This window comes from Cystobacter fuscus (genome assembly GCF_044360685.1).
Taxonomy (GTDB): domain Bacteria; phylum Myxococcota; class Myxococcia; order Myxococcales; family Myxococcaceae; genus Cystobacter; species Cystobacter fuscus_C.
In genome coordinates, this window is the sequence record NZ_CP043491.1 from 275,828 (window position 1) to 299,799 (window position 23,972).

The window sequence follows — 23,972 nt, forward strand, 5'->3', positions numbered from 1 at the left end:
GGAGAAACAAGACATGACATCACTTCGCCGTTGGTTGATTCCCTCACTCATCGCCACGCTGGGACTCGCGGGTTGCGCCTCGGACGAGCCCCCCGGAGAACGCATCGCCTCGGAGAAGACACGGGTGACGAAGCCCGACGTCCCGGCCGAGGACCTCGCGGCGCTCGTCTCCGGCAACACCGACTTCGCCGCCTCGCTGTACCGGCGGATCTCCAAGCCGGGGGACAACCTGCTCTTCTCGCCCTTCAGCATCAGTCAGGCGTTCGCCATGGTGTACACGGGGGCGCGCGGCGACACCGAGTCGCAGATGGCCCAGGCGCTCCACTTCACCCTGCCGCAGGAGCGGCTCCACCCGGCCGTGAACGCGCTGAATCTGGCGCTCCACTCCCGCGCCGACGCCCCGGTGAAGGGCAGAGGCTCACCGCCCACGCTCCGTCTGGTGAACGCCGCCTGGGGCCAGAAGGGGCTCACGTTCGAGCCTTCCTTCCTCGACGTGCTCGCTCAGGACTACGGCACGGGGATGTACGCGGTGGACTTCACCACGAAGTCCAAGTCCATCCGCGACGACATCAACACCTGGGTCGAGAAGCAGACCATGGGGCGCATCGAGGACTTGCTCCCGGTCGACGCGGTGACTCCCGCCACGCGCCTGCTGCTCGCCAACGCGCTCTATTTCAAGGGAGCGTGGCAGCAGCCCTTCAACGAGGCGGGAACCTATGAGGCCCCGTTCCACACGCTGGGGGGCGACACGCGGCAGGTCCCGATGATGAGCGCCTCGGTCTCGGTCCCGTTCCTCGACAGCGAGGACTTCACGGCCTTCGCGCTCCCGTATGTGGGCAAGGCCTTCCGCATGCTCGTCATCGTTCCCGAGGCGGGACGGTTCGAGCAGGTCGAGTCGCGGCTGTCGGCGGACTTCCTGGAGGGCGTCCGGGCGGGACTGAGCGACAGTTCCATCGCCCTCGAGTTCCCCAGGTTCGAGATGAAGCAGGCGTTCTCCCTCGACGAAGCGCTGAAGGCGCTCGGCATGGTGGACGCCTTCACGGAGCGCGCCGACCTGTCGGGAATGATCCAACAGGCGGACTTCCGCCTCTCGGTCGCGCAACACCAGGCCTTCATCGCCGTGAAAGAGCAGGGCACCGAGGCGGCCGCCGCCACCGTGGTCGGCGTGGGGCCGACGTCCGCGCCCCCGCCGTTCATCGTGGACCGCCCCTTCCTCTTCCTCATCGAGGACGTGGAGACGAAGAGCGTGCTCTTCCTCGGGCGCTTCGTGAACCCCTGACCCGCCCCCCACGCGCGCCTTCACTCCATCGTGAAGGACGCGTGCCGGGTGGCCTCCGAGCTGTCACCCACCCAGAGCTCGTAGCGGGTACCGGGCTCCACCACGCGGGTCGCGCGGGCATCGACGAAGGACAGCTCCTGGAAGCCCAGGGGGAACTCCAGCTCGCGCGACTCGCCGGGCGCGAGCGTGACGCGCTGGAAGCCCACGAGCTGGCGCACGGGCTGCGTGATGCTCGTGCCCAGGATGCGCAGATAGAGCTGCGCCACCACCGTGCCCTGGCGCTCGCCCGCGTTGCGCACCTGGGTCTTCACGCGCAACACCTCCCCCCGCTGTTCGCGCACGGCTCGGGCCTGGAGCGACGGGGCGCTCGGCTGGGGCGGGGAGAAGTCGAACCGGGTGTAGGAGAGTCCGTGGCCGAAGGGGTAGAGCGGTGAGTTGCGCTCGTCCAGGTAGCGCGAGACGTACTTCTCCGCCCCGTTGGCGGCGGGGCGCGTCAGGTCCGTCTGGTCCGCCGGGCGGCCGGTGTTGAGGTGGTTGTAATAGAGGGGCACCTGCCCCAGGCTCCGGGGGAAGGTGATGGGCAGCCGGGCGCTGAAATCCACGTCGCCCCACAGCAGGTTGGCCAGGGCGGGACCGGCCTCGATGCCGGGCTGCCACGCCTGCACGAGCGCCGCCACCTGGCGTTGGGCGTCCGTGAGGGCCAGCGGGCGGCCACTGAAGACAATCAGCACGACGGGCTTGCCGGTGGCGGCCAGCGCCTCGAGCAGTTGCAATTGATTGCCAGGCAGGTCGATGCGCGTCCGGGAGGCGGCCTCGCCGCTCATGTTCGTGTCCTCGCCCAGGGCGGCGATCACCACGTCCGAGGCGCGGGCCGCCGCCACCGCTTCCGCGAAGCCCGAGCTGTCCGCCGAGAGGACGTCGGTGCCCCTCGCGTGGCGCAAGGCGCCCGGAGTGTCGCGCAGCCGGTGCTCTAGGGCGGCGCGCAGGGTCACCACGTCCCTGGGGTCACCCTTGCCATTCCACGTCCCCAGCATGTCGACGGGCGCGTCCGCGAGCGGGCCGACGAGGGCCACCTTCCGGCCCGGGGAGAGCGGCAGCACGCCCCCCTTGTTCTCGAGCAGGACGATGGACTCCTCCGCCAGGCGCCGGGCCAGCTCGCGCTTCTCCGGGGTGGCGACGTAGGCCGCCGCCTTCTCGTCCACGTAGGGGTGCTCGAACAGGCCGAGCGCGAACTTCACCCGCAGCACGCGGCGCACGGCCTCGTCCACCACCGCCTGGGACAGCTTCCCCTCGCGCACCAGCCGGGGCAGCTCCGGCGCGTAGAGATGGGATTCCATGTCCATGTCGACGCCCGCGCTCAGCGCCTTGAGCGCGGCGGACGGTCCATCCAGGGCGATGCCGTGGTTCTTCAGCTCCGCCACCGCCGTCCAATCACTCACCACGAAGCCGTTGAAGCCCCACTCCCCGCGCAGGATGTCCGTCAGCAGGTGGGCGTTGGCCGTGGCGGGCACCCCGTTGAGCGTGTTGAAGGCGCTCATCAGGGTCGCGCTGCCCGCCTCGATGGCGGCCTGGTAGGGCGGCAGGTAGGTCTGCCGCAGGCTCACCTCGGACATGTCGACGGTGTTGTAGTCCCGGCCCGCCTCGGCCGCGCCATAGGCGGCGAAGTGCTTCACGCTCGCCGCCACCGACGTGGACTCCGACAGCGAGGGGCCCTGGTAGCCCCGGACGTACGCGCGCGCCATGGCGGCGCCCAGGAAGGGATCCTCTCCCGAGCCCTCGGCGACGCGGCCCCAGCGCGGGTCACGCGCGATGTCGACCATGGGCGAGAACACCCAGCGGATGCCCTCGGCGGCGGCCTCGGTGCCGGCCAGGTGCATGGCCTGCTCCACCAGGGCCGGGTCGAAGCTCGCCGCCATGCCCAGGGGGATGGGCATCGTGGTGCGATAGCCGTGGATGACGTCGAAGCCGAACAGCAGCGGAATCTTGAGGCGGCTCTGCTCGACCGCGATGCGCTGGTAGCGATTGGTCTCCTGGGCGCCCACCACGTTGAGCATCGAGCCGACGGCGCCGGCGCGCACCAGCGTCTCGTAGTCACTGCGGCCGGTGCCCGGTCCCGTGGGCGTTCCCGCCGAGTACTGCGCGAGCTGCCCCACCTTCTCCTCGAGCGTCATCCGCGCGAGCAGGGCCTCCACCCGGCGCTGGAGCCCGCCGCCCGCGAGCTGCTCGTTCGAGGGCGCCGGGTTCCGCACGCCGCGCTTCACCTGACTCCATTTCCGCAAACCCTTGGCCATTCGGGCAGAGTAGCCAATGGGTTCAGAAGGTGCCCATGCCAATCAGCCCGAAGGTGTGCTTCACGCGGTCCTGGCTGCCGACGAAGAATCCGGACATCACCTGGCCGGTGCGCAGCGTGGCCGTGGCCATGAGGCGCAAGCGCGCCGTCTCCCATTGGTGGCTGACGAGGGTGTGGACGCTGAAGTTCTCGCGCCGCACTCCCGTCTCGAGCACCGTCCACAGGGCCGGCTCGGCCTGACTGGAATGGACGCCCAGGCAGAACTCGAGCCAGGACAGCCGGCCCCGCAGGTTCGCCCACCGCGTGTCGAGCAGGAGCCCCTCGGGGGTGCGCGCCGCCGCGCCTCCCAGCTCGAGCTGCTCGAGGCGCAGGGTGTGCAGGGAGATCTCCGGCAGGCTCCATCGCAACGAGATGTCCGCGCGGGCGTTCTGGAAATGGCGCTCGGAACTCAGACGGACGGAGGTGTGCAGGCGCCTGTTGAGCAGGGTGCCGCTGAGCGAGAGGGGCACGCCCAGGTTGTCGACTGGCTTGGTTCCGAACTGGTGGAGCAGCCCGAGCGCCGCCGCGCTCGCGGCGAGGACCGCCACCGGCTTGGGCACCCGCAGGAAGCCGAGCGTCGAGTTGAGTCCGCGCTGCAACAGGCTGTCGGGTCCACTGAGCCTCGGGCCCAGGTCGCGCAGGCGCACCTGCTCCCCATCGGGGCCCAGGGCGAGCAGGGAGACGAGCTGCCGTCCCGCCGGGAGCTCGGACATGGTCAGGTTCTTCATGGGCTCGGAGAGCGAGTCCAGGGCGGCGCGCTGCTCGTACTGCGTCGCCGGGATGAAGCCCCAGGCCCGGGCTCGGACGGCCAGGTCGAGCGAGGGCACGGTCAGCCCCCCGGCCAGGGCGCGTTCGGGATCGGCGAGCGAGAAGAGCAGCTCATCGAAGGCGGGTTGATCCGGCACGGCTGGAGGGGGAGCGAGCGGCCGATGAAGCTCGAGAACCGTCGCCCCGGCGGGGAGCGCCCAGAGCGCTACGGTGAGGATCACCGCCCATGCTGAGGCGAATCGGCCCATTCTCCTTACAAGGTGTTCAGACCTTCGCTTGCCAGCAAGCAAGGCACCGGGGACAGCTGCCTACCTGCTGACATCCCGGGCATCACCGCCTCATGTCCGGGCTACTTGTCGCCCCCTGCCTGCCTGGTGCTTCGGGCGCTCTCCCTGGGGGCCCCGGGGCCGGGTGGCGTATCCTCGCCCCCATGCACGCTCTGTTGATCGGCTCCGGCTCGCGCGGTGACTTCCAACCCATGCTCGCGCTCGCGGTGGCGCTGCGCCGGGCCGGTCACACGGTGACGCTGCTCGCCTCTCCCGTCTTCCAGGGGGAGGCCGAGGCGTTCGGCATCCCCTTCCATCCGTGTGGCCATGACGTGCGGGAGGTGCTCGCGCAGACCCGGGAGCGCACGCGCACCCCGCTCGGCTTCGTCCGGACGCTCCATTCCATCATCGCCAGCGAGTTCGAGCTGCAGGTGGCGCACATCGAGCCGCGGCTCCGGGGCGTGGACCTGGTGGTGGGCGGGGGCTCGACGATGGCGGCGCACCTGCTCGCGGACGCGGCGGGGGTGCCCTACCGCTACATCGGCTACACGCCGCAGATCCTCCCCTCCGCGTTCCATCCGATGTTGATGGTGCCGCTCACCCGGTCTCCTCGGGTGTTGAACCGGCTGCTCTGGGGGGCCGCGAGGCGGTTCTACAACCGGATGATGGACGCGCCCTACAACGCGCGGCGCGCGCAACGGGGACTGCCGCGCGAAGAGGATCTCTTCGGCGCCATCTTCCCCCCGGACAAGACGCTGCTCGCGTGCGATCCGGAGCTGATGCCCGCGCCGCCCGACCTCGCCCAGGTGCCCCAGGTGGGCTCCTTCGCGTTGCCGGACGATCGGCCGCTGCCGCCCGAGGTCGAGGCGTTCCTGAGCGACGGGCCTCCGCCCCTCTACGTGGGCTTCGGGAGCATGCCGGACGAAGACCCCGCGAGCACCACGCGGCGGGTGCTCGAGGCCGCGCGAAAGGCCGGGGTCCGGCTGCTCCTGTCCGCGGGATGGGCGGGGCTCGGCGAGGGCGAGGCGCTCGGTCCCTCCGTGAGGGTGCTGGGCCCCGTGTCGCATGGGCTGCTCTTCCCGCGGCTGGCGGGCGCGGTGCACCATGGCGGGGCGGGGACCACCGCGGCGTCGGCGCGCGCGGGCATTCCCCAACTGGTGGTGCCCCACGCGTTCGACCAGTTCATGTTCGCCCATCACGTCCACGAGCGCGGCCTGGGACCGAAGCCCCTTCCCAAGCGGGCGCTGACGGTGGAGCGGCTCGCCGAGGGACTCCGCGCGCTCGCGAGTGACGGGGCGATGCGGGAGCGGGCTCGCGTCACCGGCGAGAGCATCCGGAGCCGGGAGCCCTTGCGCGCCGCCGTCACGTGGCTCGAGAGCGCCCTGCCTGGAGGCGAGGAGCGGGTGGCCCGTACGGGCTGACAGTCCACGAGGGGCACGCCGTCCTTTATGCGGTTCACCACATAAAGAAGGATGTTATGCGGTGATAGGTTTTATGCAGCCCTTGGTACATCGTGCAGGAGCATTTTCGGTCGCAGGTACGCTGCGTAACGGAACGCCAGGAGGGTGTAGCGGACCAAGAGCCGTGTGCCGATGGTTGCCTGCCGAGGAGGTGGGCAGGTAGCAATCCAGCACGGCGGAGGGTGCTGCCGCGCCAGCTAGGGGCCCCTGTTCTGCGCGCCAGCAACCTCATGTGCCCCGGGGGAGCAAACCCATCACTTCGCCAAGGGGGTTGGCAGGAGGCCCTGTCGCGATAATCGAGAAGAGAAGCCGCCACTTTTCAGCTGCCTGGACGAAGACCCAAATGTCGATCGCGACCACAAGCACCGCTGCCTATACGTACCAATATGAGGCTGACGTCTGGTTCTTCCTGCTCCATGCAGGAGAGCCTGGGCTGATGCTGGTGAATGAGCCGCGAGGGAGCGAGGACGCGAAAGCCACGTTCCCGGCCATTCCCTGGAACGTGGAAATTCAGAGCAAGAGCGAGCGAGGTGACGTGGACATTCCCCTCTTACTGGGGTGGTTATGGAAATTCCCTGAAAGAGAGGCTTCCGATTCGCTCCTCGAACGGTTGCTCTCCAATCTGCAGAGCAGTGCTCTGTTCTTCACGGGCGGGCGGTGCACCGATTCTGTCCGGCGACTGGTCTCCGACGGCACAAATACGGTGGGAGAGCGCGAGTTCGGGCTCGAACGAGCAGAAGCGGGTGAGTTCCTGCGGATGGTCTCGAACGTCGCCGAAATGCCCGAGAGAACTCGGTTGGAGCAGGAGCGCCGCGCGCATCGTTCGGCCCTGGTCCTGAGTCTAAACGACGTCTTTCGGCTCACTCGGCGCATCCACGTCCTTGAGGGAGTGACGCGTGAGCACATCCTGGCCGAAAGTCGGCGGTTGCTCGTCCGCCATCGCGTGCCGACGAGCCAAGCCGACCATGTATTCCGGCGGATGGTGGACTACGTCCGTGAGAAAGTCCCCGACCGTGACGACGTAGCCCCCGGGCTCCGGAAACTCCTGAGGGAGAGCGCCAAGTCGCGCATCTTCAACGAAGAGGCAGAGCGCATCGAGCGGCCGGAGGAGAGCGCACTCCTCGACAGGCTGCAGGACAAGCGCGTTCTGCTGCTCACCGGCCCGAGCCGGTGCGGAAAGACCTTCCTGGCCAAGTGGCTCGCCCAGGCTCTACAGAATCTGGGGTTCGAAATCGGGCGGGGAGATTCTCAGGACGCCATGCGTTTCCTTCTCCTAGGGAATGAATACGACCGCCTGTTCATCATCGAAAATGCATTCGAGCAGGCGACCGCGTCGGGAACCGTCCGTCGGACCTGGGAGGCGGTAGAGCAGGTGATCCGTGAATTGTCGGAGCACTGCAGGCTCATCGTCACGGCGTCGAAGGAATCGCTCCGCGACACGCTGGACGCAAACGGGATTCCGATTCCGATGGAAGGGCATCCCTGGGTGGATCTCACGGTCCGGGATCCCGCGCTCGCGGACCGTATCTGGAGGAAGCACGCGGGGCTTGCCGGGCTCTCCGAGGTGGATCGCGAGCGGTACTCCGAACACCTGCGCCGTCTTTCGCCCGACTTCCTCGTGCAACCGGGGCAACTGTGGCACCTCGCACGTAACTTTCCCAAGGGTGAGACCCGCCTGGATGCCTTGGACCGCAAAGCGCGCGTCAACGCAATCGCGCTGGCCGTCGAGGTTCGTTCCGAGCCGGAGATGGCCCGACTCGTGCGTGCGCTTGGCATCAGCATGACTGCGACGCGGCCCATCCATCTGGATGATCTGGCCTTCCTCATGACGGATCGGGAGGACCGGCCGGGGCTCGGCGATTCGAAAGCCGGCGGGCTTGTGTCGACCGGGATCGAGTCCACCCCTTTTCCGACCTACTCGCCTCCGCCGCGACTGCCCCAGCCGGATTCTCTTCTTCTCGACGACCTAGAGCGCAGAGGCTGGATCCGCCGTGACGGCGATCTGATCCTCTTCGCGCATCCGGATTACGAAGAGGCTGCCCGCAGTCTGTTGGCGCCATTGCCCCAGGGGCAGCGGCGTGACCTATGGTCGATGCTGGAGCGGGCCATCGTGGGGCTCGGGGTGAACGCCGCGCCCACGGCGACGCGGATGCTCGCGCGCCTGTTCGAAGAACACAAGTCGGAGGACGACCGGCAGCGGCTGCTTCGGATTGGGCTCGACGCGTTGCACTCGATCTTTCCCGCGGCTTCGGACGAGGCCCTCCTGTTTCTGCTGTCTCAACATTCGCGGTTGGACAAGGCCGACCAGGAGATGGTCTGGAGCTGGCTCGCCAACGGCGGACGAAGTGGCGCCGTGGTGTCTTTTCATCGAGGGCAGGCGTGGTTCGCGCCGCAAACATCTTGGAGCGAGATGTTCCGCGACCTGATGCATGCGGACGACGCGCTCTCTCCTACCGAACTCGATACACCCGAGAAGGCGTGGAGGGCGCTCCAGGGTTCCTCCACCCTCGCGGTGGTCGAGCACGGCCTGCGGTTCCCGGAAGTCTTCATCCGGGCGAAGGCCGCGAAGCGATACATGTCGCTCGCATCGAGGGAGTCAGAGAGAACGTGGCGCGCGATATTGGACGACCACCCACTCGTGCTCGCCGCCGCGTTCAAGGGAGCAATCCGCAACTGGCCATCCTATTCCCCGGAACTGCAGCAATTTCTCCTGGAGGGACTCACGCGAGCAGCGTCCGTCCCACTCGGTGCCGCGGCGCTCTCCTGGACGATGTGGCGCTTCGAGTCCGAATGCGAGGAGGGCTCCGCCAAGGTCCAGGGCGAGCGGTGGCAACTGTGGGGCGCGCTGCTGCCAACGTTTCTGGACGCCGCGCCGCCGCTTCGCTGGACGCTCCGCGAGGACACCCTCTACGGGCTGTTCCACCAAGCCCGTCAGTACCTGTCCCAAGATCTCCAGCGCGACATCTGCTGGGCCTGGCTGCGTTGGGTGAAGAGGGAATTGAGGGAAACGCTCCCCTCTGGCGACACGCTCGCGGTTGCTGACTTCCTGCTTGAGGTCGTTCCGACAGATTCGACCGAGCGCGGGTCGTTGCTTCCCGAGTTGTTGCAGCACGAGGACACCGGGTTCACGCTGATCAACGTCAGGGCATTTATCGACCACTGGGACAACTTGTTGCCTGTCGAGCGTGATGCCGTGCGTGCCCTGGTGACCGGGGCGCGGAAGGATCGGCAGTGGATCCGAGCGGCCGCCCTGACGAGTCGGTCCGTGCCTTCCGCGCTGGTCGAGGCGATTTGTGGGCAGACGGATGCACTCGGCCTGTCACCAGCGGAACTGGAGAAGGTCGTTTCAACGGAGTTCTTCGTACGCTGCCTTGAGGTTTCTTTTGGCAATCCGCAGCGCTTGGGGTGGCTGGGAATGCAGAGCGGCATCCACCCGGTCTGGCGTGCTGCGGCAGGTTACGTTCGCTCCCAGCCGACACATGCGGCATTCGGGCGCGCCTGGCGCGCCGCGTACTTAGTGGGAGACGAGGATCCTGATGCGCTCCTGCAGCAGTGGCAGGCGCTGTGCACGGGGACGAAACCAGAGGATTTGGAGCTGCTCTTCGAGGTGCTCATCACCTTGACTGCCATCGTTAACACGGACCTCCGCGAGTATTGGTCGGCGTTGTGGAGTCAAAACTCCACGGACGAGCAGCGGGTTCTCTGGAGCGAGCAACTCGCCTCTCAGTTGGAGGACGTGTGTAGATTCCAGAGCCCGCCGGAACTCTTCGAGGATGAAGCTCTTTTCAGCATGGTGCTGTCGCGGGTTCATCCCGACAGAGTCCTTCTCACAGCGATGGTCCAGCTTAAGGAATCCGTCGAAGGGTTCAGCGAACTCGTCACGGTGTTCTATTCGTCTCCTGAAAGAACGCCTCGACTGATTTGGACCCACGACCTCGTCCTGGAGCGCCTGAAGGAGCTTGGCGCCGAAAAGGACCTCCAGAAGCAGGTTGGCGCGGTTCGCCACGCTGCGTTCAATCGGCGGACGAAGTCGTTTCGCGTGGAGCGCGACATCGACGGCGAGGACTGGATCTTCAGCCACCGAGCGGAGCGTCGGGCCTCGGATGAGTCGAACGGCTCGTCGGAGTAGAGCCAGGAATCTCAGCGCGCGTACCGGGTGAAACGCCTCCCCAGCACCGGTGGATGCAGGTGCTCAAGAGTAGCGTAATCAGGTCCGGCCGGAACTCGTTGGGCGTAACAGGCACCCCGTCTGGAAGAGACGAGGATGAGCCCATCCGGCGTCGAAGCGAGGTCGGTTGGCGCTGGAGGGGTGCGTGAAGGCGCTGGGCTGCTCCATAGCGGCGAGCGCAGCGCGCAGCAGATAGAGGCCAGGACCCTCACCGAGTAGACGTGCCGTCTCGCAGTTATGAGGCGGTGCAGCCTGTGGGTCATCTACTTGAAAACACGGCCCCCTCAACACTTCTTCTTCCCAAACAACTTCTTGATTGCCTTACAGCTTCTTGATTGCCTTACAGCCTTCCCTCAGCACATTGCCCGGTATATCCATCGCGGCCTTGAGCGCCTAACAAAAATAAGGTTTGAGGGTGGACAGGCACGGTGGACGAAGAGGAGGGCCATGAATACCTGAAGCTCATGGCCCTCGAACTCGTACCGGACGCGCTGTGGGAACGAGTCGCTCCGCTGCTGCCAGTTCCCAAGAAGAAGAAGACGGGTCGTGGGAGACTGCGGGCAGATGACCGGGCGGCCTTGGAGGCCATTGTCTTCGTTCTCAGGACGGGCATTCCCTGGGAGATGCTCCCGCGGAAGCAGTTCGGCATGTCGGGGATGACGGCCTGCGCTTGGAGCAGTGGACAGGTGCTGGAGTGTTCGAGCAGCTCCAACGCGACCTGCTCGACGAGTTGGGACAGCGGGGCCTGGTGGACCTCAGTCGCGCCTCTATCGACTCCTCCTCGGTCCGGGCCTCAAAAGGGGGGCCCTCACGGGCAAGAACCCGACGGACAGAGCGAAGGCGGGCAGCAAGCATCATCTTCTCGTCGACGCCAACGGCCAGCCGCTGGCAGAGAGCCAGACCGGGGCCAACGTCCACGACACGCACGAGTTGCTCGCGCTGCTTGATGCAGTGTCCGAGGTGAAGCAGCCCCGGGGTCGTCCCCGTCATCGACCCGGCAAGTTGCACGCGGACAAGGCGTACTCTTCGCGCAAGAACCGACGAGCCCTGCGACGGCGTGGTGTGAAGGCACGTATCGCGCGACCCGGCGTCGAATCGAAGCAACGGTTGGGGCAGCACCGGTGGGTCGTGGAGCGAACCAACGCGTGGAAGAACCGACAGCGGCGCCTGCGGGTGCGCGACGAACGCCGGGACGATGTCCACTTCGGCCTCCTCGTTCTGGGCTGCTGCCTGATTCTCTTCCGGCGCCTCAAACCTTATTTTTGTTAGGCGCTCAAGTCGCGTAGTACGCCGGAGGTCATCGGCTCGCAGGCGCGGCTCATTGGCTCCGTTGCCCGTCGAGAGGATGTGACTGTCAATTTTGGGAATGGCGGAGAAGGGCGCAGTCAGCGCCGCTCCAACCCGGCGCGGCTCGGCTCCACGTGTCCGGGCGAGCGCAGGGCCAGGGCCTCGCCGCTCGCGCTCAGGGGCAAGAGGGTGAAGCCGAAGTCCTCGGGGTTCGCCTCGAAGGAGTGGAAGAGGGGGTCGTCCTGGAAGCGCGGATGCCGGCGCAGCGCATCGGTCAGGAGGATCGCCGCCACCTTGTGCTCGCGCAGCAACTCCTCGAACGACACCCCGGGGGTGTAGTGCAGCACCGCGTAGTAGGAGCGAGGCCCGAGGTAGGCATCGTAGCCGCCCTCGGCCTCCAGCAGCGGCAGCCGCTCGCCCGGAGGCAGCCGCTCCACCAGCCCGAGCGCTTCGATGGCACGCACCCGCCGCAGGTGGACCTGCCGCGCCGGGGTGCCGCCCGTTGTCACGGAAAGGCGCTCGGCGAGGTTGGGAGTGAGGAGCGCGAGGCCGAGCGCCAGCAGCCCGCCCACGGCCCCCCGCACGCGGCGCGGTGCCGCCGCGTCCACCTGGGAGCCGAGCAGCATGAACAGGGCGAGGACGAACACTCCCTGGATGATGAGGTAGTGCTTGCGCGGCATGAGCAGCAGGCAGGACAGCAGGGTGGGCACCTCCACGAGGGCCAGCACCCAGAGCATCCGCTGGAGCCGTGGCTCGGCGAGCGCGCTCCGCCACCGCCGCCACCGCCAGAGCAGGCCCACTCCCAGCGCCCCGAGGGCCGCGAGCAGCAACACCCGCTCCGCCCGTGCCGGGTCCCACGGCCCCCTCGTGGCGGAGAGGCCGGCCGGGCCCTGGGCGAAGAGCGCGAGCGAGGCGTCGGCGAAGGCCTTCACGTTGGTGCCCACGTGCCAGAGGAAGGCCTCGGGGTTGGCGCGCAGGGCGGCCCCCACGCTGTCCACGTCGCCGAAGACGGAGCGGATGACCCGGGGGCACTGGTTCCAGGGGTCCACCGGCTCGTGGGTGTGCTGCACGTGCTGGACGGCGAAGTGCTGGCAGAAGGCGTAGAAGCGGCGGTTGTGCGTGTCGCCGAAGGGGTTGCCGAGCCCCTGGAGCAGCACCCCCACCCCGAGGGCGAACCCGGCGGCCACGGCTGCCCGCCGCCCGTGCCCGGTGTGGCGCTCGCGCACGGCCGCGCGCACGAGCCACCCGAGGCAGAGGGCCGAGGCGAGCAGGAAGGCCAGGAAGAATTCCGGACGCGCGAACGAGGCCACGAGCAGGCCGCCCGCGATGACGGCCCAGAACTCCTCCCAGGACTCGAGGAAGGAGGCCACCACGAGCGCGAGCTCCAGCACGAGCAGGGCGAGCAGCGTCGGCCGGGGCAGGACGTGGGGGGCCGCGGACAGCAGGTAGACGGCGGCGCCCAGGAGCGCGAGCAGCGGCCGCGCGCCCATCCTCCGCATGAAGACATAGGCGCCCACGGAGGTGAGGACGCAGAGCACCTGGAAGTTGGCGGAGTGGAGCGCGACCGGCTCCGGCCAGAGGCGCGACAGGGCGGTGTACCAGAGGGAATACAGCGGCCCCCATTCCGCGGCCGGCAGGTGGGACCAGGACAGCGTCAGCCCCCGGCGCAGGTAGTCCGCCTCGTCCCACATGGAGAGATCCACACCGTGCTCCAACCCCTGGAGCAGCTTCCAGCTCGTCACGAGCAGCAGCGCCAGACAGCCCGCGTCCACGAGCCACGAGGGCCGGGCGCGTGCCGGGGGCTCCGGGGCTTCCAGCGAGGTTCCAGGCGGCGGGGGATGACGCATGGCGCCGCGCGTTACAGCGCTCGCCGGACGAAGTCACTTCCTTCTTCACCGCGAGCGTTCGCTGGCACACCCACCTGGGGCCGTCACGGACGGTGCACTCGAAAAAGCTGAAGGCGTGGTCATGGCTCATCAGAATCCCGAGGCTCACGGCGCCCTCGTCCGGGAGCCGGGCCTCGGGGATGCGGAGAGCGGGGGAGGCGGCTCGCGCTTTGCACGATGCCCGGCCATGCGAATGCTTCGTCGATGCAAGGTGATGGGAGCCGTTGCCCTCGTTTCCCTCGTGAGCGCGTGCTCGCCAGCCCCCGAGGACCTCCCCGCTCAGCCCCTCTGGCGTCCCGATGACCAGCAGATCACCCTCCAGGCCTTTGGCTTCTTCGGAGGCACCTTCGAGTGGGTGGGGCGTCGCGATACGATGACAGGCGAGCAGCTCGAGGCGCTCTCCGGTCTGAAGTTCATCCGAAGCGCCGAGGGATGCATGCAGGACGTCATGGAGTACTCCCTCGTGGTCGTGGATGCGGCGGGCCAGGAGCGCAAAGCCGTCGCCCGGGAGTTCAACTCCTCCTGCTCGGAGCAGCAGGTGATCGACATCGAGACCCTCAAGCCGCTGCTCGCCACGCTCGAGTGCGGGGCAACGGGTTCCGCCAGCACCGAGCTGTCCAAGGCGAAGACGGTTCGCGCCGACAACGGCTGCCAGCACGCCTTCTTCTCCTACCAGGACGAGCCCTCGAAGTGGCTGAAGGTGGTGGCCTCGCGGCCCGACCGGCCGCACACCTTCCAGGTGTCTCGGTGCGAGGGCAAGACGACCGGACTCGCGCTGTTCGATGAGTCGGGCACGGTCCTGCTCGCCAGTGACGGCGCGGAGGGCACGTCCAGCTCCGACTGCGCCACGCTCACCCACCCGCTGGAGGCCGGACGCGTCTACGCCCTCAAGGTGACCAGCCGGGCCGTGACGACGGGGGGCCACGTGTATCTGGAGATCCGCAGCGACTGATGGCAGCGCGCCCGTTGGCGGGGCTCACGTCTCCTCCAGGACCGTCTCGCCGGGAGCGCCGCCCGAGGGCCCCTGCCCCAGGCCCTCGCGCACCCAGCGGGCCAGCTCGGATGGCCCTCCCTCGGGCCGCGCGCGTCGCAGCGGGGAGAGCATCCGCCGCAACGCCTCGGCCGAGGCCACCCGATCCTCGGGCCCGCGCGCCAGACACGCCCGGAGCACCGGCCGCACGTCCTCGGCCACGTCCGACAGCGCACCCACCTGGGCCTCGCGGATGCGCTCCATCGTCTCCAGCGGCGTGTCCCCATCGAAGGGCCGGCGCCCGGTGAGCAGCTCGTGCAGGGTGATGCCCAGCGAGAAGAGATCGCTCGCGGGCCCCAGCGCGCGGCCCCGCACCTGCTCCGGGGACATATAGGCATAGGTGCCCTTGCGCACCCCGGCGCGCGTCTGGTCGCGCAGCAGCGTGGCCTTGGCGATGCCGAAGTCCGCCAGCTTCACCTCGCCCAGCCGGGACACCAGCACGTTGGAGGGCGTCACGTCCCGGTGCACGAGCCCCAGCGGCCGGCCCGCCTCGTCCTCCAGCCCGTGCACCGCGGCGAGCCCCAGGGCGAGCTCGTCCGCCACGAAGAGCGCCAGCGCCTCTCCGGGGAGCGAGCGCGTCAGGAGGCTCGCCAGGTCCGCGCCCTCCACGTAGTCCAGCCGCACGTAGTAGACGCCCTCGGCGAAGCCCAGGTCGTGCACGCCCACGAGGTTGCGGTGGCTCAGCCGCGCGCCCAGCCGGCCCTCCTCGAGGAACATCCGCTCGTAGGTGGGATTGCCCACGTGCTCGGGGCGGAGCACCTTGAGCACCACGCGCTTCTCGAAGCCGCTGGCGCCGAAGGCCAGGGCGAGGAACACCTCGGCCATGCCCCCCGCGCCCAGCCGGCGCACGAGGCGGTAGGGTCCCAACTGTCGCGGCAGCTCCCTCACCCGGCCTAGACTAGCGCGGCCCCGTGTCCGACACCGCCCTCTCCACCCAGCAGGACAGCCCCGGTGGCCCCGTGCCGCGGCGCTGCCAGCTCGTCGTCATCGACGGGCCGGATGCCGGCCGCGCGGTGGCGCTCGGGAGCACTCCGGTGCGGGTGGGCACGCGCGAGGGGTGCGCGCTGCGGCTGAGCGACCCACGCGTGTCGGGCGAGCACCTGGAGGTATGGGCCGAGGAGGCGGGCTTCGGGGTGAGGGACCTGGGCAGCCGCAACGGCACGCTCTACGAGGGCTCGCGGCTGGGCGAGGCGCGGGTGCGCGTGGGGGCCACCTTCAAGCTGGGGCGCAGCTTCGTGCGCATCCAGGCACAGGGGCAGCCGTGGGAGGTGAGCCCCAGCCAGGCGCGGCGCTTCGGGGAGCTGGTGGGCGAGAGCCTGGCGATGCGCGAGCTGTTCGCGGTGCTCGAGCACGTGGCGCCCACGGACACGACGGTGCTGGTGCAGGGTGAGACGGGGACGGGCAAGGAGGGCGTGGCGCGGGCGCTCCACGAGGCGAGCGCGCGGCGCAAGGGGCCCTTCGTGGCGGTGGACTGTGGCGCGCTGCCGGAGGGGCTGGTGGAGAGCGAGCTGTTCGGCCACGTGAAGGGCGCCTTCACGGGAGCGCTGGCGGCGCGGGCGGGTGCCTTCGCGCGGGCGCGCGGGGGCACGCTCTTCCTGGATGAGCTGGCGGGCATCTCCCCGGCGGTGCAGGCGCGGCTGTTGCGCGTGCTGGAGGAGCGCCGGGTGCGCCCGGTGGGAGGCGATGCCGAGCAGCCGGTGGACGTGCGCGTGGTGGCGGCCTCGCGGGTGGACCTGTCGCTGGCGGTGGCCGAGGGCACGTTCCGCTCGGACCTCTACTACCGGCTGGCGGTGGTGACGCTGACCTTGCCCGCGCTGCGCCAGCGCCGCGAGGACCTGGCCCTGCTGGTGGCGGAGCTGTTGCGCCGCCGGGGCTTCGAGCCGGGATCGGTGCGAGGCGCGGGTCTGGAGCTGCTGTCCGGACACGACTGGCCCGGCAACGTGCGCGAGCTGCGCAACGTGTTGGAGCGCTCGCTGGTGCTCTCGCCCGGGGCGGGGCGCTTCGAGCAGCTGCGGCTGTCGCTCCAGCCCCAGGGGACGGGCGCGGAGCTGACGTTGCGCACGGATCTGCCCTTCGCGGAGGCGAAGCAGGCGGTGGTGGAGTCCTTCGAGCGGCACTACCTGCGGGACGTGCTGGCGCGCGCGGGGGGCAACCTCTCGGAGGCGGCGCGACAGGCGGGAGTGGATCGCAAACACCTGCGCGCCCTGGCCCGCCGTCACGGCCTCCTGCCCGAGGAGCCCGAGTAGTGCGGAGGGGGCCTCACTCCTTCACGGAGACGAGCACCGCGGTGATGTTGTCCCGGCCTCCCAGCTCGTAGGCCTCCTCCACCAGCCGCTCGGCGAGTCCCTCCGTGTCGCCCTCACCCAGGCGGGCCGCGAGCCGCTCCGGCCCGAGGGGCTCATAGAGCCCATCCGAGCACAGCAGGTACACGTCCCCGGCCTGGACGTCGAGCCGGCGCACGGTGGGCTCCGCGCTGTCGGTGCCCAGCGCGCGGGTGATGAGGTGGCCATACGGGCTGTCCGCGCGGGAGGACGTCTTGACGCCCGCCTGTCGCATCTCCTCGAGGATGGAGTGGTCGCGCGTGAGGACTTCCAAGAAGCCATCCCGCAGCCGGTAGAGGCGGCTGTCGCCCACGTGCGCCACGGCCGCGCCCCGGGCCCCGAGGGCGAGCGCCACCACGGTGGAGCCCATCTGGTGCAGGGGCCCCTGGCGGCGGGCGCGCACGGCGCGCTGGGCGAGCCGCGTGCAGTTGAGGAGCAGATCCTCCTCGGGGCTGAGCTGGGGCTGGCGGCAGTGGGGCCAGGTGCCCTCGGGGTCCCGGACGAGGCGCTCGCACAGGCCCGAGAAGGTGTCCACCACGCAGCGGCTGGCCACCTCGCCCCCCGCGTATCCGCCCATTCCATCGGCCACGACGAACAGGCCCAGGTCGGCCCGGCTCGTCCAGGCATCCTCGTTGTGGGCTCGGCGGCCCACGTGCGTCCATCCCGCGCTGTCGATCTGCATCGGTCGTTCCTCCTGGCCGGAGACAAAGCAACGGGGAGGCCGCCCGTAACCGCGCGGAACCACGGGAGCGCCTGGGGTCTCCACTCCCCAGGGCCGCCGGGACCCGCCCGAGTGCGCCCGGGGACTCCAGACCCCACCCCATTGCCGCCCCCCTCCGTACATCCAGGCTGCAATTTGACGTATCTATAAGATTTTTCGTACAACTTGGGTAGTCCCGATTTATGAGAAAACGAGGTGGGACATGTGTGGACCGGTGGTGGGAAGGAGCCTCGATTCCAACAGGCAATGGCTAACGCGATTCACCCGGAAGTAGCCACGGGCTCACTGTCGGAGGAGGTGCTTCATGATGGGACAACCCTCTTGTCTTCGAATGCCGCCGTTCCTCCATGGCAGCTACCCCGCGGTTCGTCAGGGGGTGCGCCAGGAGGGGACGCGGTGTGGCGAGCAGTACCGGCGGGGCGGTGGCTTTCCGGTTCCAGAGCGGATGCTGGAGGTGCCTGCCGGAGAAGTGGTGGTGGTGCACGAGCTGGCGGACTTCCAGCACGAGCACCCGGTCTGGCGGCTGTACATGCTGGCGGATGTCCTGGGCGGACTGTACGAGGCCTTGAACTGGCGCGATGTGTTTTCCGCGAGGGACGCGTACGAGGCGTCTTGCCGGGAGACGGCCTGGGGGGCGCTGTACTTCGCGATTTCGCCCACGGGCCCGGTGAGCGCGGAGCGCACGGCGCATCGCCTGGAGGCGATGCTGCGCTTCTGGGAGCCGCTCCAGTCCGCGCGCTACCTGTTCAAGAGCCTCGAGGAGGTGCTCACCTTGGAGGAGTTGATGAGGGCCTCCTGCGATTGGGTCCTGGATGCGTGGTGCCCGGGGGAAGAAGGCTCGGTGCCCACGCGTCTGGAGTTGGCCGCGAAACGCATGGCCCGGGCGACTCGGGAAGACAGCATCGAGGCCATCCTCCGGCAGCTGCCCCATGCGCTGTCCCTGGCGGGTGACTTGAAACACCGGGACGTGGTGGCGGATCCGGCCTTCCAGCGCGAGCGTCTCGCGGCGCTCGAACCGGTGTCCTTCAAATACGTGTCCGGTGCGTGCACGGCGGATCTGCTCGAGAAGCTGTATGCCTGGGACAGGCAGCTCGGGAGTCTATAGAGCCCCAACCCTGCCGAGCAGGCCGCCGCCGTCGAGGAGCTGTTGCATGTGGCCGCCGAGCGCCACGTCCTTCGCTCCTCTGTAGTGCCTTCGTCACGACTGTCTGCTTTGAGTCAGCTTCTCGCGACAACTACGTTGACACTCACCGGACGGGAGTGCAGGTAGGCAACGTAGCAAATCACCGAGGGACAAGGCAATGCACCCAGTAGCTCTAACGCGATTGATGGCGCTGCTGACGGCGGTTGCGGTGGCGAACCTCGGATGTGCCCACACGCAGGAGTCCGAGCGCAAGATGTACCTGATCGCCGAGGACGCACGCAGCATCGACTTTCGAGAAGATGCACGCGGGATCGGTGGCGCTGGAGCTGAGGCCTACTGCAACGAGCTACAAAAGCAGTGCCACACCAAGTGTATGAGGCGCAAGCCCGAGATTCCATCCATACCGAAGCACTCTGGCAAGCATAAGGAGCACTGTACCACGAAGTGCCTCGGCGAATTCATGGATTGCGTCAAGAAAATGGAGGAAATGGAGAGGCAGGAGTCACAGAGCAAGAAAATTCAGTTCCCGAACATCAATGAAGCGCTCGACTGGCTCAAGGAACACACACCCGAGGCGCCGCCCGGAACCCATGTGGTCGTGGCTGGAGTAGGCTTTGTTGTTGCGATCGTCGGCGGCGCACTCTTTCTTGTTCCCATCTAAGCCAGATGTCGCATCCAAAAACAGAAGCGCGAAAGGCTCGACGCTAAAATGCCCTACATTCCAGACTTCGACACAGACGCAATCCTCAGCGCTCTGAATGCCATCAGCCAGAAGCATCCGGAGGGCTCCCCGGAGAGGGACGTCATCGAACTCGCGCAGATCGCATTGGTCTACCCTCGCCACGTCCGGAAAGAGGATGACTTTCGCAGGTTCTATAAAGAATTCTTTGATCCCTCATTCAAGCTCAAGGTCTCCCATGAGTTTGCAACGCGGGAGGAGGCAGACAAATGGCTGGCCAGCGGGAAGGCAGAGGACGCGGAGCGCGTCAAGATCGCTGGCAAGGGTTTCATGGTCGTTCGATTGCCTGGGAGGTTTACGTTCATGATCGCACCTCTTGAAGACGAAGAGGTGGAGGAAGACGAATCGGGGCAGGATTCCGAGTAGGCTTCAAACTCCACCACCCGGCCCCCTCCTCTCCCGGGTGGATGGGGCCCGTGTGCCACATCGGGAGCAGGCGTCGGAGAGTAGGCCCTGGTTGTCCGAGCCTTATTGCGCTCCAGGTCGGGACTGGGGCGCATGCGGGTCCCATACGTAGTTCTCGCTGGGAGTCAGCCGCAGATGGGTGAGTTCATGCCGGGCGACGAAGCGCTCGAAGCGCTCGGAAACGGTCAGAACACCATGCAGTCCCCGGGGACGGAAGACGTCCTCTCCGTTCCAGGTGCCGGGCTCCAGGGTGAAGCCATGGATGGACTCGAAGTGCGTGTAGCGGCACTCTTCACAGGTAGGGGGCTGCGCGCCTTGCAGGTGGCTGTGCGCCAGGTCCACCGTTGCGCGGCCGAAGCAGGCCCTGACGAGGACGTAGTGAAGGCTCGAGGAGGGCTTGGGGCCTCGCCCTCTTCTGCGTACCCGGAGGATCTCGACAGGGTGGAAGCCTTCGAGCCCCGTGAGTCCCTCGTCGCGAAAGGCCTGGGCGAAGCGTTCGGAGATGAGGAGGTCGTCTCCGGACGCGCCAACGAAATCGCCGAACGCCTCGCCATGCAACACGAGGTTGGCGCGGTAGGGAGGGAGCCATTGCCGCATCCCGATGGGGCCTCCGCATCGCGGGCAATCGACGCCCGCTCCGAGGTTGACGGGCTCGATCGCGTCGACCTCGACGGTTGTGCCTCCCTCCAGGACGAAAAAGCGCGAGGATGCGGGCAGTTCAGAACCCATGGGGGAACCTCGCACGCATCCCCGCGCGACTGTAGAGTTCTCGGAGGAATGCAATGAATTGCTCGGGAGTGGCCCGACGGTACGTTTGGAGCCAGCGGATGACTTCCTCGTCCACATCTCGGTGCCACTCTTGGTAGCCACAGTGCGCTTGTTCATCCACGGCCCGGGTGACAAAGCGTGGGTCTCGGGGCTTGTAGTGGCCTTGGAGCGTTCGATGCTTCTCCAACTCCCTGGAGATACGCTTGGAGATGATGTGGTGTAACTGTCCCTTGCACTCAGTGGGGTCGGAACAATTGGTGGATGAGTCGGCTTCGGCCTGGATCGCCTCTTCTGTTTTCTGGCCGGCCTCCTGCAACGCCTTGGCCTGCGTCGCAATCCGCTCCAACTGAGTGAGAATCTCCGCCGCTTTTTTCGGCTCGCTCAATCGCAGCGTCTCGCACGCGGTGAGCATACCCGCCTTACAGTGGCACACTGTCGACAGGTCGCCCGGTGCGCACGGAATCTGTGTGAGCAGCAGCAATATGAGCGTGAGAATGGGAGTCCTCCCGAGATCAATGGCCTGGGTTCGAGCCCGAAGTGGGGCGACTTACTTCCCCAACAGGCGATTCACCAGCTCCACATAGCGCTGCTTCGCCGTGTCGGGCGCGGTGCCCTTGAGCTTGGCCCAGGCGTCGTACTTGGCGCGGCCGGTGAAATCCATCATGCCCGGACGCGACCCCTTCACCTCGCCCTCCGTGGCCTGCTTGAAGAGGGAGTAGAGCTGGAGCAGGGTGTCGTTGTCGGGACGCTTCGTCAGGGTCTTCACCTGGACTTGCGCTTCCTGGAACTGGGCATTCAGGTCGGACATGGGACTCTCTCGGAAGAGGGGGACGGCTGCACCCGCGACCCTACCAGGAAGCCGCTTCCAGGATGCCGGTGACCTCGAACCAGGGGGGCTCGTTGAACGGATTCTCCTCGATGCGCATCCCCAGCCGGCGCATCACCTCGAGCGAGGCGGTGTTGTCCCGCTGGGTCCCCGCCAGGATCCGGCCCAGCTTCAAGTGGTCGAAGGCATGGGCCACCAGCGCGCGAGCCGCTTCCGTGGCGTATCCCCGCCGCTGCCAGGCTGGTGCCGTTGCCCAGAACAGCCCGACCTCCGCGGAGAAGCGCGAGCCTTCCACTCTCCCAAAAGAGGGCAACTGGCCGAAGGGGGCCAGCAACGGCACGAGGCCCACCAGTCCCACGAACTGGCCGCTCTCCTTGTGCTCGACCGCGCGCTCTCCATAGGGGGGCTGGTACAGCCGCGCGAGCTGCTCGTAGTTGCGCACGGTCCACTCCAGCCACTCGCGGCGCCGCTTCAGGTTCTCCTCCTCGCTCACCGCCTTGTCCGCCCAGTTGATGTCGACGTAGAGCCGATGGCAATCGTTCAGGTCCTCCATCCGCAGCGGGCGGATCCGCAGCCTCTTCGTTTCCAAGATGGGCAGGTGCATGGTGTCTCCGACCCCCGGGGCGGCACGTGTGAAATCAAGCGGCGAACATCATGAACGGTTCCCGTCTTGTCCAGCCCCATGCTCACGGGCGAGGACCCGGTCATGACCTTCTCCCTTTCCCCCGTGCTGCTGCTGCTTTGTCTGGCGGTGGCTCCCCCGAGCGTCCTGGCCCAGCAGCCGTCCTGGTTGATGCGTCCGGGGCAGCTCGATGTGCACGCCGAAGGGGGACTCTCGTTCATCCCTCCCTCCTTCGAGGCCGGTGCCAGCACGGAAGTCGGCGTGGTCGGGCTCGGTCCTGGAACGCTCTCCGTGGGCGCGCAGCTCGGCCTCCGGCAATGTCTGCTCGCGTGCTCACTCTCCGGCGTCCTGGCCCTGGAGCGGATCTCGACTCGCGATGTCCACGTCCTCGGCCGCCTGGGCTACCACTTCATCTGGCCGGGCAAGAGCCAGGGCAAGGTGGACCTCCAGGGCGCCCTGCTCGGGGGCGTGATGGAGGCGCGCATCCTCCGCGACACCCCGGAGTTCCGGTACGAGGGGCGGGGTCGCGGCCTGGCCTTCGGCCTCGCCGTGGGCGGCAACTACTTCCTCTCGTCGCGGTTCTTCGTGGGCTGCGAGGCCCGGCTCCGCTTCGCCTCTGGCCTCTACGCGCTCTCCCTCACCCGAGGCTCGTACGCCTTCACCCAGGAGGATCGCCAGTGGGTCCGCCTGGGCCTCGGCACCGTGTTCTCCGCGGGAGTCCGGTTGTTCTGACGGGCGCTGGCGTCACCGCTGGGAGGATGTGGTGCCCTCCGGGAGTGCGAGCTGCTCCAGCCGTGCGTCCGCCAAGCTGTAAGCGGGCAGGTGGAACTCCAGCGAGACCTCGCCCTCCACCACGTAGGGGGTCTCCCTTCGAAGCGGAAGACGAGGCCGTGACGGGGTCCACCGGACCGCGATGAGCGGCGCAGGCGGTGGCGAGGGCTCATCAGCAAGAGGAGCCGGAGCGGGAGGTGACTCGGGACGGCGTGCGGGGTCATGCCCTGTCTTGTACCTCTTGGGTCGGGACTCGTCGCTTGATGGCGCGTCTTGGCGGTACCTCTGGGCGGATTGGCCGTGGGCCTCGATTTGAAAGAACTCCGCGCTACAGCTAATGTGCGAGGCGCCGCCTGCTGTTTGGTACTGGGACGAACGCAAGTTCCTGAGCTGAGCATGCAGGGATGTTTGAACATGGTGATGCTATGAACCTGACTCTACTGAATACAGATGAGACCATCAGCAAGCTCGTCTCGCTCATCAAGAACGCACGTAAACAGGTGTTGCTCGTTTCTCCCTACGTCACGTTGGGAAGAGAAGACCGGATCGGTCAAGCCATTCGCGCGGCGCTAAACAACAAGGTCTCCGTCGTCTTGATCTTCCGGCTTGATGACGATTTCCAGGCCTTCGTACGGACCTACAGTGAGTACCTCGAGGAACTCACCGCACGGGGCCTGCTCATCCGTGTTCTCCCAAAGCTCCATGCGAAGCTGTACTGGTCGGAGTCCGAGGTCATCATCTCCTCGCTGAACCTGCTCTCCTCCTCGTTCCTCTCCAGTATCGAGGTGGGGCTCTGGTCGCAGGAGTCCGCGGACGTAGCGCTGGTGAGGCAGTTCATCGGCCAGGAGATTGAGCCGCACCTCCTCTCTGCGGAAGACATCAAGAAGCGGGCGGCCACCAATGCTGGTGGAGACACCCATTTCACCAGGAGTGTCAGGCAGACGGAACGCTCTCGTGCTCCAGTTGCGATGCAAGGGGTGTGCATCCGGTGTGCCACCGGGATTGCACTCAACCCAGAAAAGCCATATTGCTGGGACGACTTCCAGAAGTGGGCTGAGTACGAGAACGCGGACTATGAAGACAGGTTTTGTCATGGCTGTGGCAAGGAGTTCCCTGCCACCATGAACAAGCCCCTGTGCCGGAGCTGTTACCGGAGGATGACCGGCTGAGACCCCGCTGCAT

19 protein-coding genes and 1 pseudogene are annotated in these 23,972 nt (G+C 67.4%); 11 read left to right on the forward strand and 9 right to left on the reverse strand.

All coding sequences use genetic code 11. The features are described 5' to 3' along the window. The first annotated feature begins 13 nt into the window (after nucleotides 1-13). Nucleotides 14-1,279 (forward strand): serpin family protein, encoded by a 1,266-nt coding sequence (locus tag F0U63_RS01140; RefSeq protein WP_395842796.1) that lies wholly within the window; start codon nucleotides 14-16, stop codon nucleotides 1,277-1,279. 20 nt (nucleotides 1,280-1,299) lie between these two features. Here F0U63_RS01140 and F0U63_RS01145 read toward each other — a convergent pair whose 3' ends face one another. Both F0U63_RS01145 and F0U63_RS01150 read right to left on the reverse strand, forming a co-directional pair. After that, on the reverse strand, nucleotides 1,300-3,528 hold the full coding sequence (locus F0U63_RS01145) for a glycoside hydrolase family 3 N-terminal domain-containing protein (RefSeq protein ID WP_395842797.1): 2,229 nt from the start codon (nucleotides 3,526-3,528) through the stop codon (nucleotides 1,300-1,302). A gap of 64 nt (nucleotides 3,529-3,592) precedes the next feature. Next, nucleotides 3,593-4,597: a hypothetical protein gene (locus F0U63_RS01150; protein WP_395842799.1), complete on the reverse strand. Its 1,005-nt coding sequence runs from the start codon at nucleotides 4,595-4,597 to the stop codon at nucleotides 3,593-3,595. 209 nt (nucleotides 4,598-4,806) lie between these two features. Here F0U63_RS01150 and F0U63_RS01155 point away from each other — a divergent pair, with 209 nt between their 5' ends. The 3 genes and pseudogenes from F0U63_RS01155 (at nucleotide 4,807) to F0U63_RS01165 (ending at nucleotide 11,539) form a co-directional block, all read left to right on the forward strand. Further along, nucleotides 4,807-6,063: a glycosyltransferase gene (locus tag F0U63_RS01155; RefSeq protein ID WP_395842801.1), complete on the forward strand. Its 1,257-nt coding sequence runs from the start codon at nucleotides 4,807-4,809 to the stop codon at nucleotides 6,061-6,063. 382 nt (nucleotides 6,064-6,445) lie between these two features. Then, nucleotides 6,446-10,231 carry a hypothetical protein gene (locus F0U63_RS01160; RefSeq protein ID WP_395842802.1) on the forward strand — a complete coding sequence of 1,262 codons (3,786 nt, stop codon included), beginning with the start codon at nucleotides 6,446-6,448 and terminating at the stop codon, nucleotides 10,229-10,231. Nucleotides 10,232-10,734: 503 nt separating this feature from the next. Further along, nucleotides 10,735-11,539, forward strand: a pseudogene (locus F0U63_RS01165) (IS5 family transposase). Between the two features lie 116 nt (nucleotides 11,540-11,655). Here the strand turns inward: F0U63_RS01165 and F0U63_RS01170 are convergent. Beyond that, on the reverse strand, nucleotides 11,656-13,404 hold the full coding sequence (locus F0U63_RS01170; protein WP_395842803.1) for a hypothetical protein: 1,749 nt from the start codon (nucleotides 13,402-13,404) through the stop codon (nucleotides 11,656-11,658). Nucleotides 13,405-13,630: 226 nt separating this feature from the next. Here F0U63_RS01170 and F0U63_RS01175 point away from each other — a divergent pair, with 226 nt between their 5' ends. Further along, complete coding sequence (locus F0U63_RS01175; protein WP_395842804.1) at nucleotides 13,631-14,395, forward strand: hypothetical protein; 765 nt, start codon at nucleotides 13,631-13,633, stop codon at nucleotides 14,393-14,395. Nucleotides 14,396-14,419: 24 nt separating this feature from the next. Here F0U63_RS01175 and F0U63_RS01180 read toward each other — a convergent pair whose 3' ends face one another. Next, on the reverse strand, nucleotides 14,420-15,340 hold the full coding sequence (locus F0U63_RS01180; protein WP_395842806.1) for a serine/threonine-protein kinase: 921 nt from the start codon (nucleotides 15,338-15,340) through the stop codon (nucleotides 14,420-14,422). A 44-nt stretch (nucleotides 15,341-15,384) separates the two neighbouring features. Between F0U63_RS01180 and F0U63_RS01185 the strand changes: the two genes are divergently transcribed. Then, complete coding sequence (locus F0U63_RS01185; RefSeq protein WP_395842808.1) at nucleotides 15,385-16,719, forward strand: sigma 54-interacting transcriptional regulator; 1,335 nt, start codon at nucleotides 15,385-15,387, stop codon at nucleotides 16,717-16,719. 13 nt (nucleotides 16,720-16,732) lie between these two features. On the opposite strand, the gene F0U63_RS01190 is transcribed toward F0U63_RS01185, so the two are convergent. Next, on the reverse strand, nucleotides 16,733-17,476 hold the full coding sequence (locus F0U63_RS01190) for a PP2C family protein-serine/threonine phosphatase (protein WP_395842810.1): 744 nt from the start codon (nucleotides 17,474-17,476) through the stop codon (nucleotides 16,733-16,735). A 343-nt stretch (nucleotides 17,477-17,819) separates the two neighbouring features. Here F0U63_RS01190 and F0U63_RS01195 point away from each other — a divergent pair, with 343 nt between their 5' ends. The 3 genes from F0U63_RS01195 to F0U63_RS01205 all read left to right on the forward strand — a co-directional run bounded on the left by F0U63_RS01195 (nucleotide 17,820) and on the right by F0U63_RS01205 (nucleotide 19,764). Beyond that, the gene (locus F0U63_RS01195) at nucleotides 17,820-18,620 is read left to right on the forward strand and encodes a hypothetical protein (RefSeq protein ID WP_395842812.1); all 801 of its coding nucleotides are present in this window, start codon (nucleotides 17,820-17,822) and stop codon (nucleotides 18,618-18,620) included. Nucleotides 18,621-18,843: 223 nt separating this feature from the next. Further along, nucleotides 18,844-19,320 (forward strand): hypothetical protein, encoded by a 477-nt coding sequence (locus F0U63_RS01200; RefSeq protein ID WP_395842814.1) that lies wholly within the window; start codon nucleotides 18,844-18,846, stop codon nucleotides 19,318-19,320. Nucleotides 19,321-19,368: 48 nt separating this feature from the next. After that, entirely contained in the window at nucleotides 19,369-19,764 is a 396-nt protein-coding gene (locus F0U63_RS01205; RefSeq protein WP_395842816.1) for a hypothetical protein, read from the forward strand. A gap of 102 nt (nucleotides 19,765-19,866) precedes the next feature. On the opposite strand, the gene F0U63_RS01210 is transcribed toward F0U63_RS01205, so the two are convergent. From F0U63_RS01210 to F0U63_RS01225, 4 genes are all read right to left on the reverse strand, one after another. After that, a complete protein-coding gene (locus tag F0U63_RS01210) occupies nucleotides 19,867-20,532 on the reverse strand; it encodes a hypothetical protein (RefSeq protein WP_395842818.1) in 666 nt (221 codons plus the stop codon). Then, on the reverse strand, nucleotides 20,522-20,983 hold the full coding sequence (locus tag F0U63_RS01215) for a Wall-associated protein precursor (protein WP_395842820.1): 462 nt from the start codon (nucleotides 20,981-20,983) through the stop codon (nucleotides 20,522-20,524). Before F0U63_RS01215 ends, F0U63_RS01210 begins: the two co-directional genes overlap by 11 nt. Nucleotides 20,984-21,118: 135 nt before the next feature. Continuing rightward, nucleotides 21,119-21,379, reverse strand: coding sequence for an acyl-CoA-binding protein (locus F0U63_RS01220; protein WP_395842822.1), 261 nt, complete (start codon nucleotides 21,377-21,379; stop codon nucleotides 21,119-21,121). 40 nt (nucleotides 21,380-21,419) lie between these two features. Next, nucleotides 21,420-22,001: a GNAT family N-acetyltransferase gene (locus F0U63_RS01225; RefSeq protein WP_395842824.1), complete on the reverse strand. Its 582-nt coding sequence runs from the start codon at nucleotides 21,999-22,001 to the stop codon at nucleotides 21,420-21,422. A 102-nt stretch (nucleotides 22,002-22,103) separates the two neighbouring features. Between F0U63_RS01225 and F0U63_RS01230 the strand changes: the two genes are divergently transcribed. Then, nucleotides 22,104-22,751, forward strand: a complete 648-nt coding sequence (locus F0U63_RS01230) for a hypothetical protein (RefSeq protein WP_395842826.1) — start codon at nucleotides 22,104-22,106, stop codon at nucleotides 22,749-22,751. A 464-nt stretch (nucleotides 22,752-23,215) separates the two neighbouring features. Beyond that, the gene (locus F0U63_RS01235; protein WP_395842828.1) at nucleotides 23,216-23,959 is read left to right on the forward strand and encodes a phospholipase D-like domain-containing protein; all 744 of its coding nucleotides are present in this window, start codon (nucleotides 23,216-23,218) and stop codon (nucleotides 23,957-23,959) included. The last annotated feature ends 13 nt before the right edge of the window (nucleotides 23,960-23,972 follow it).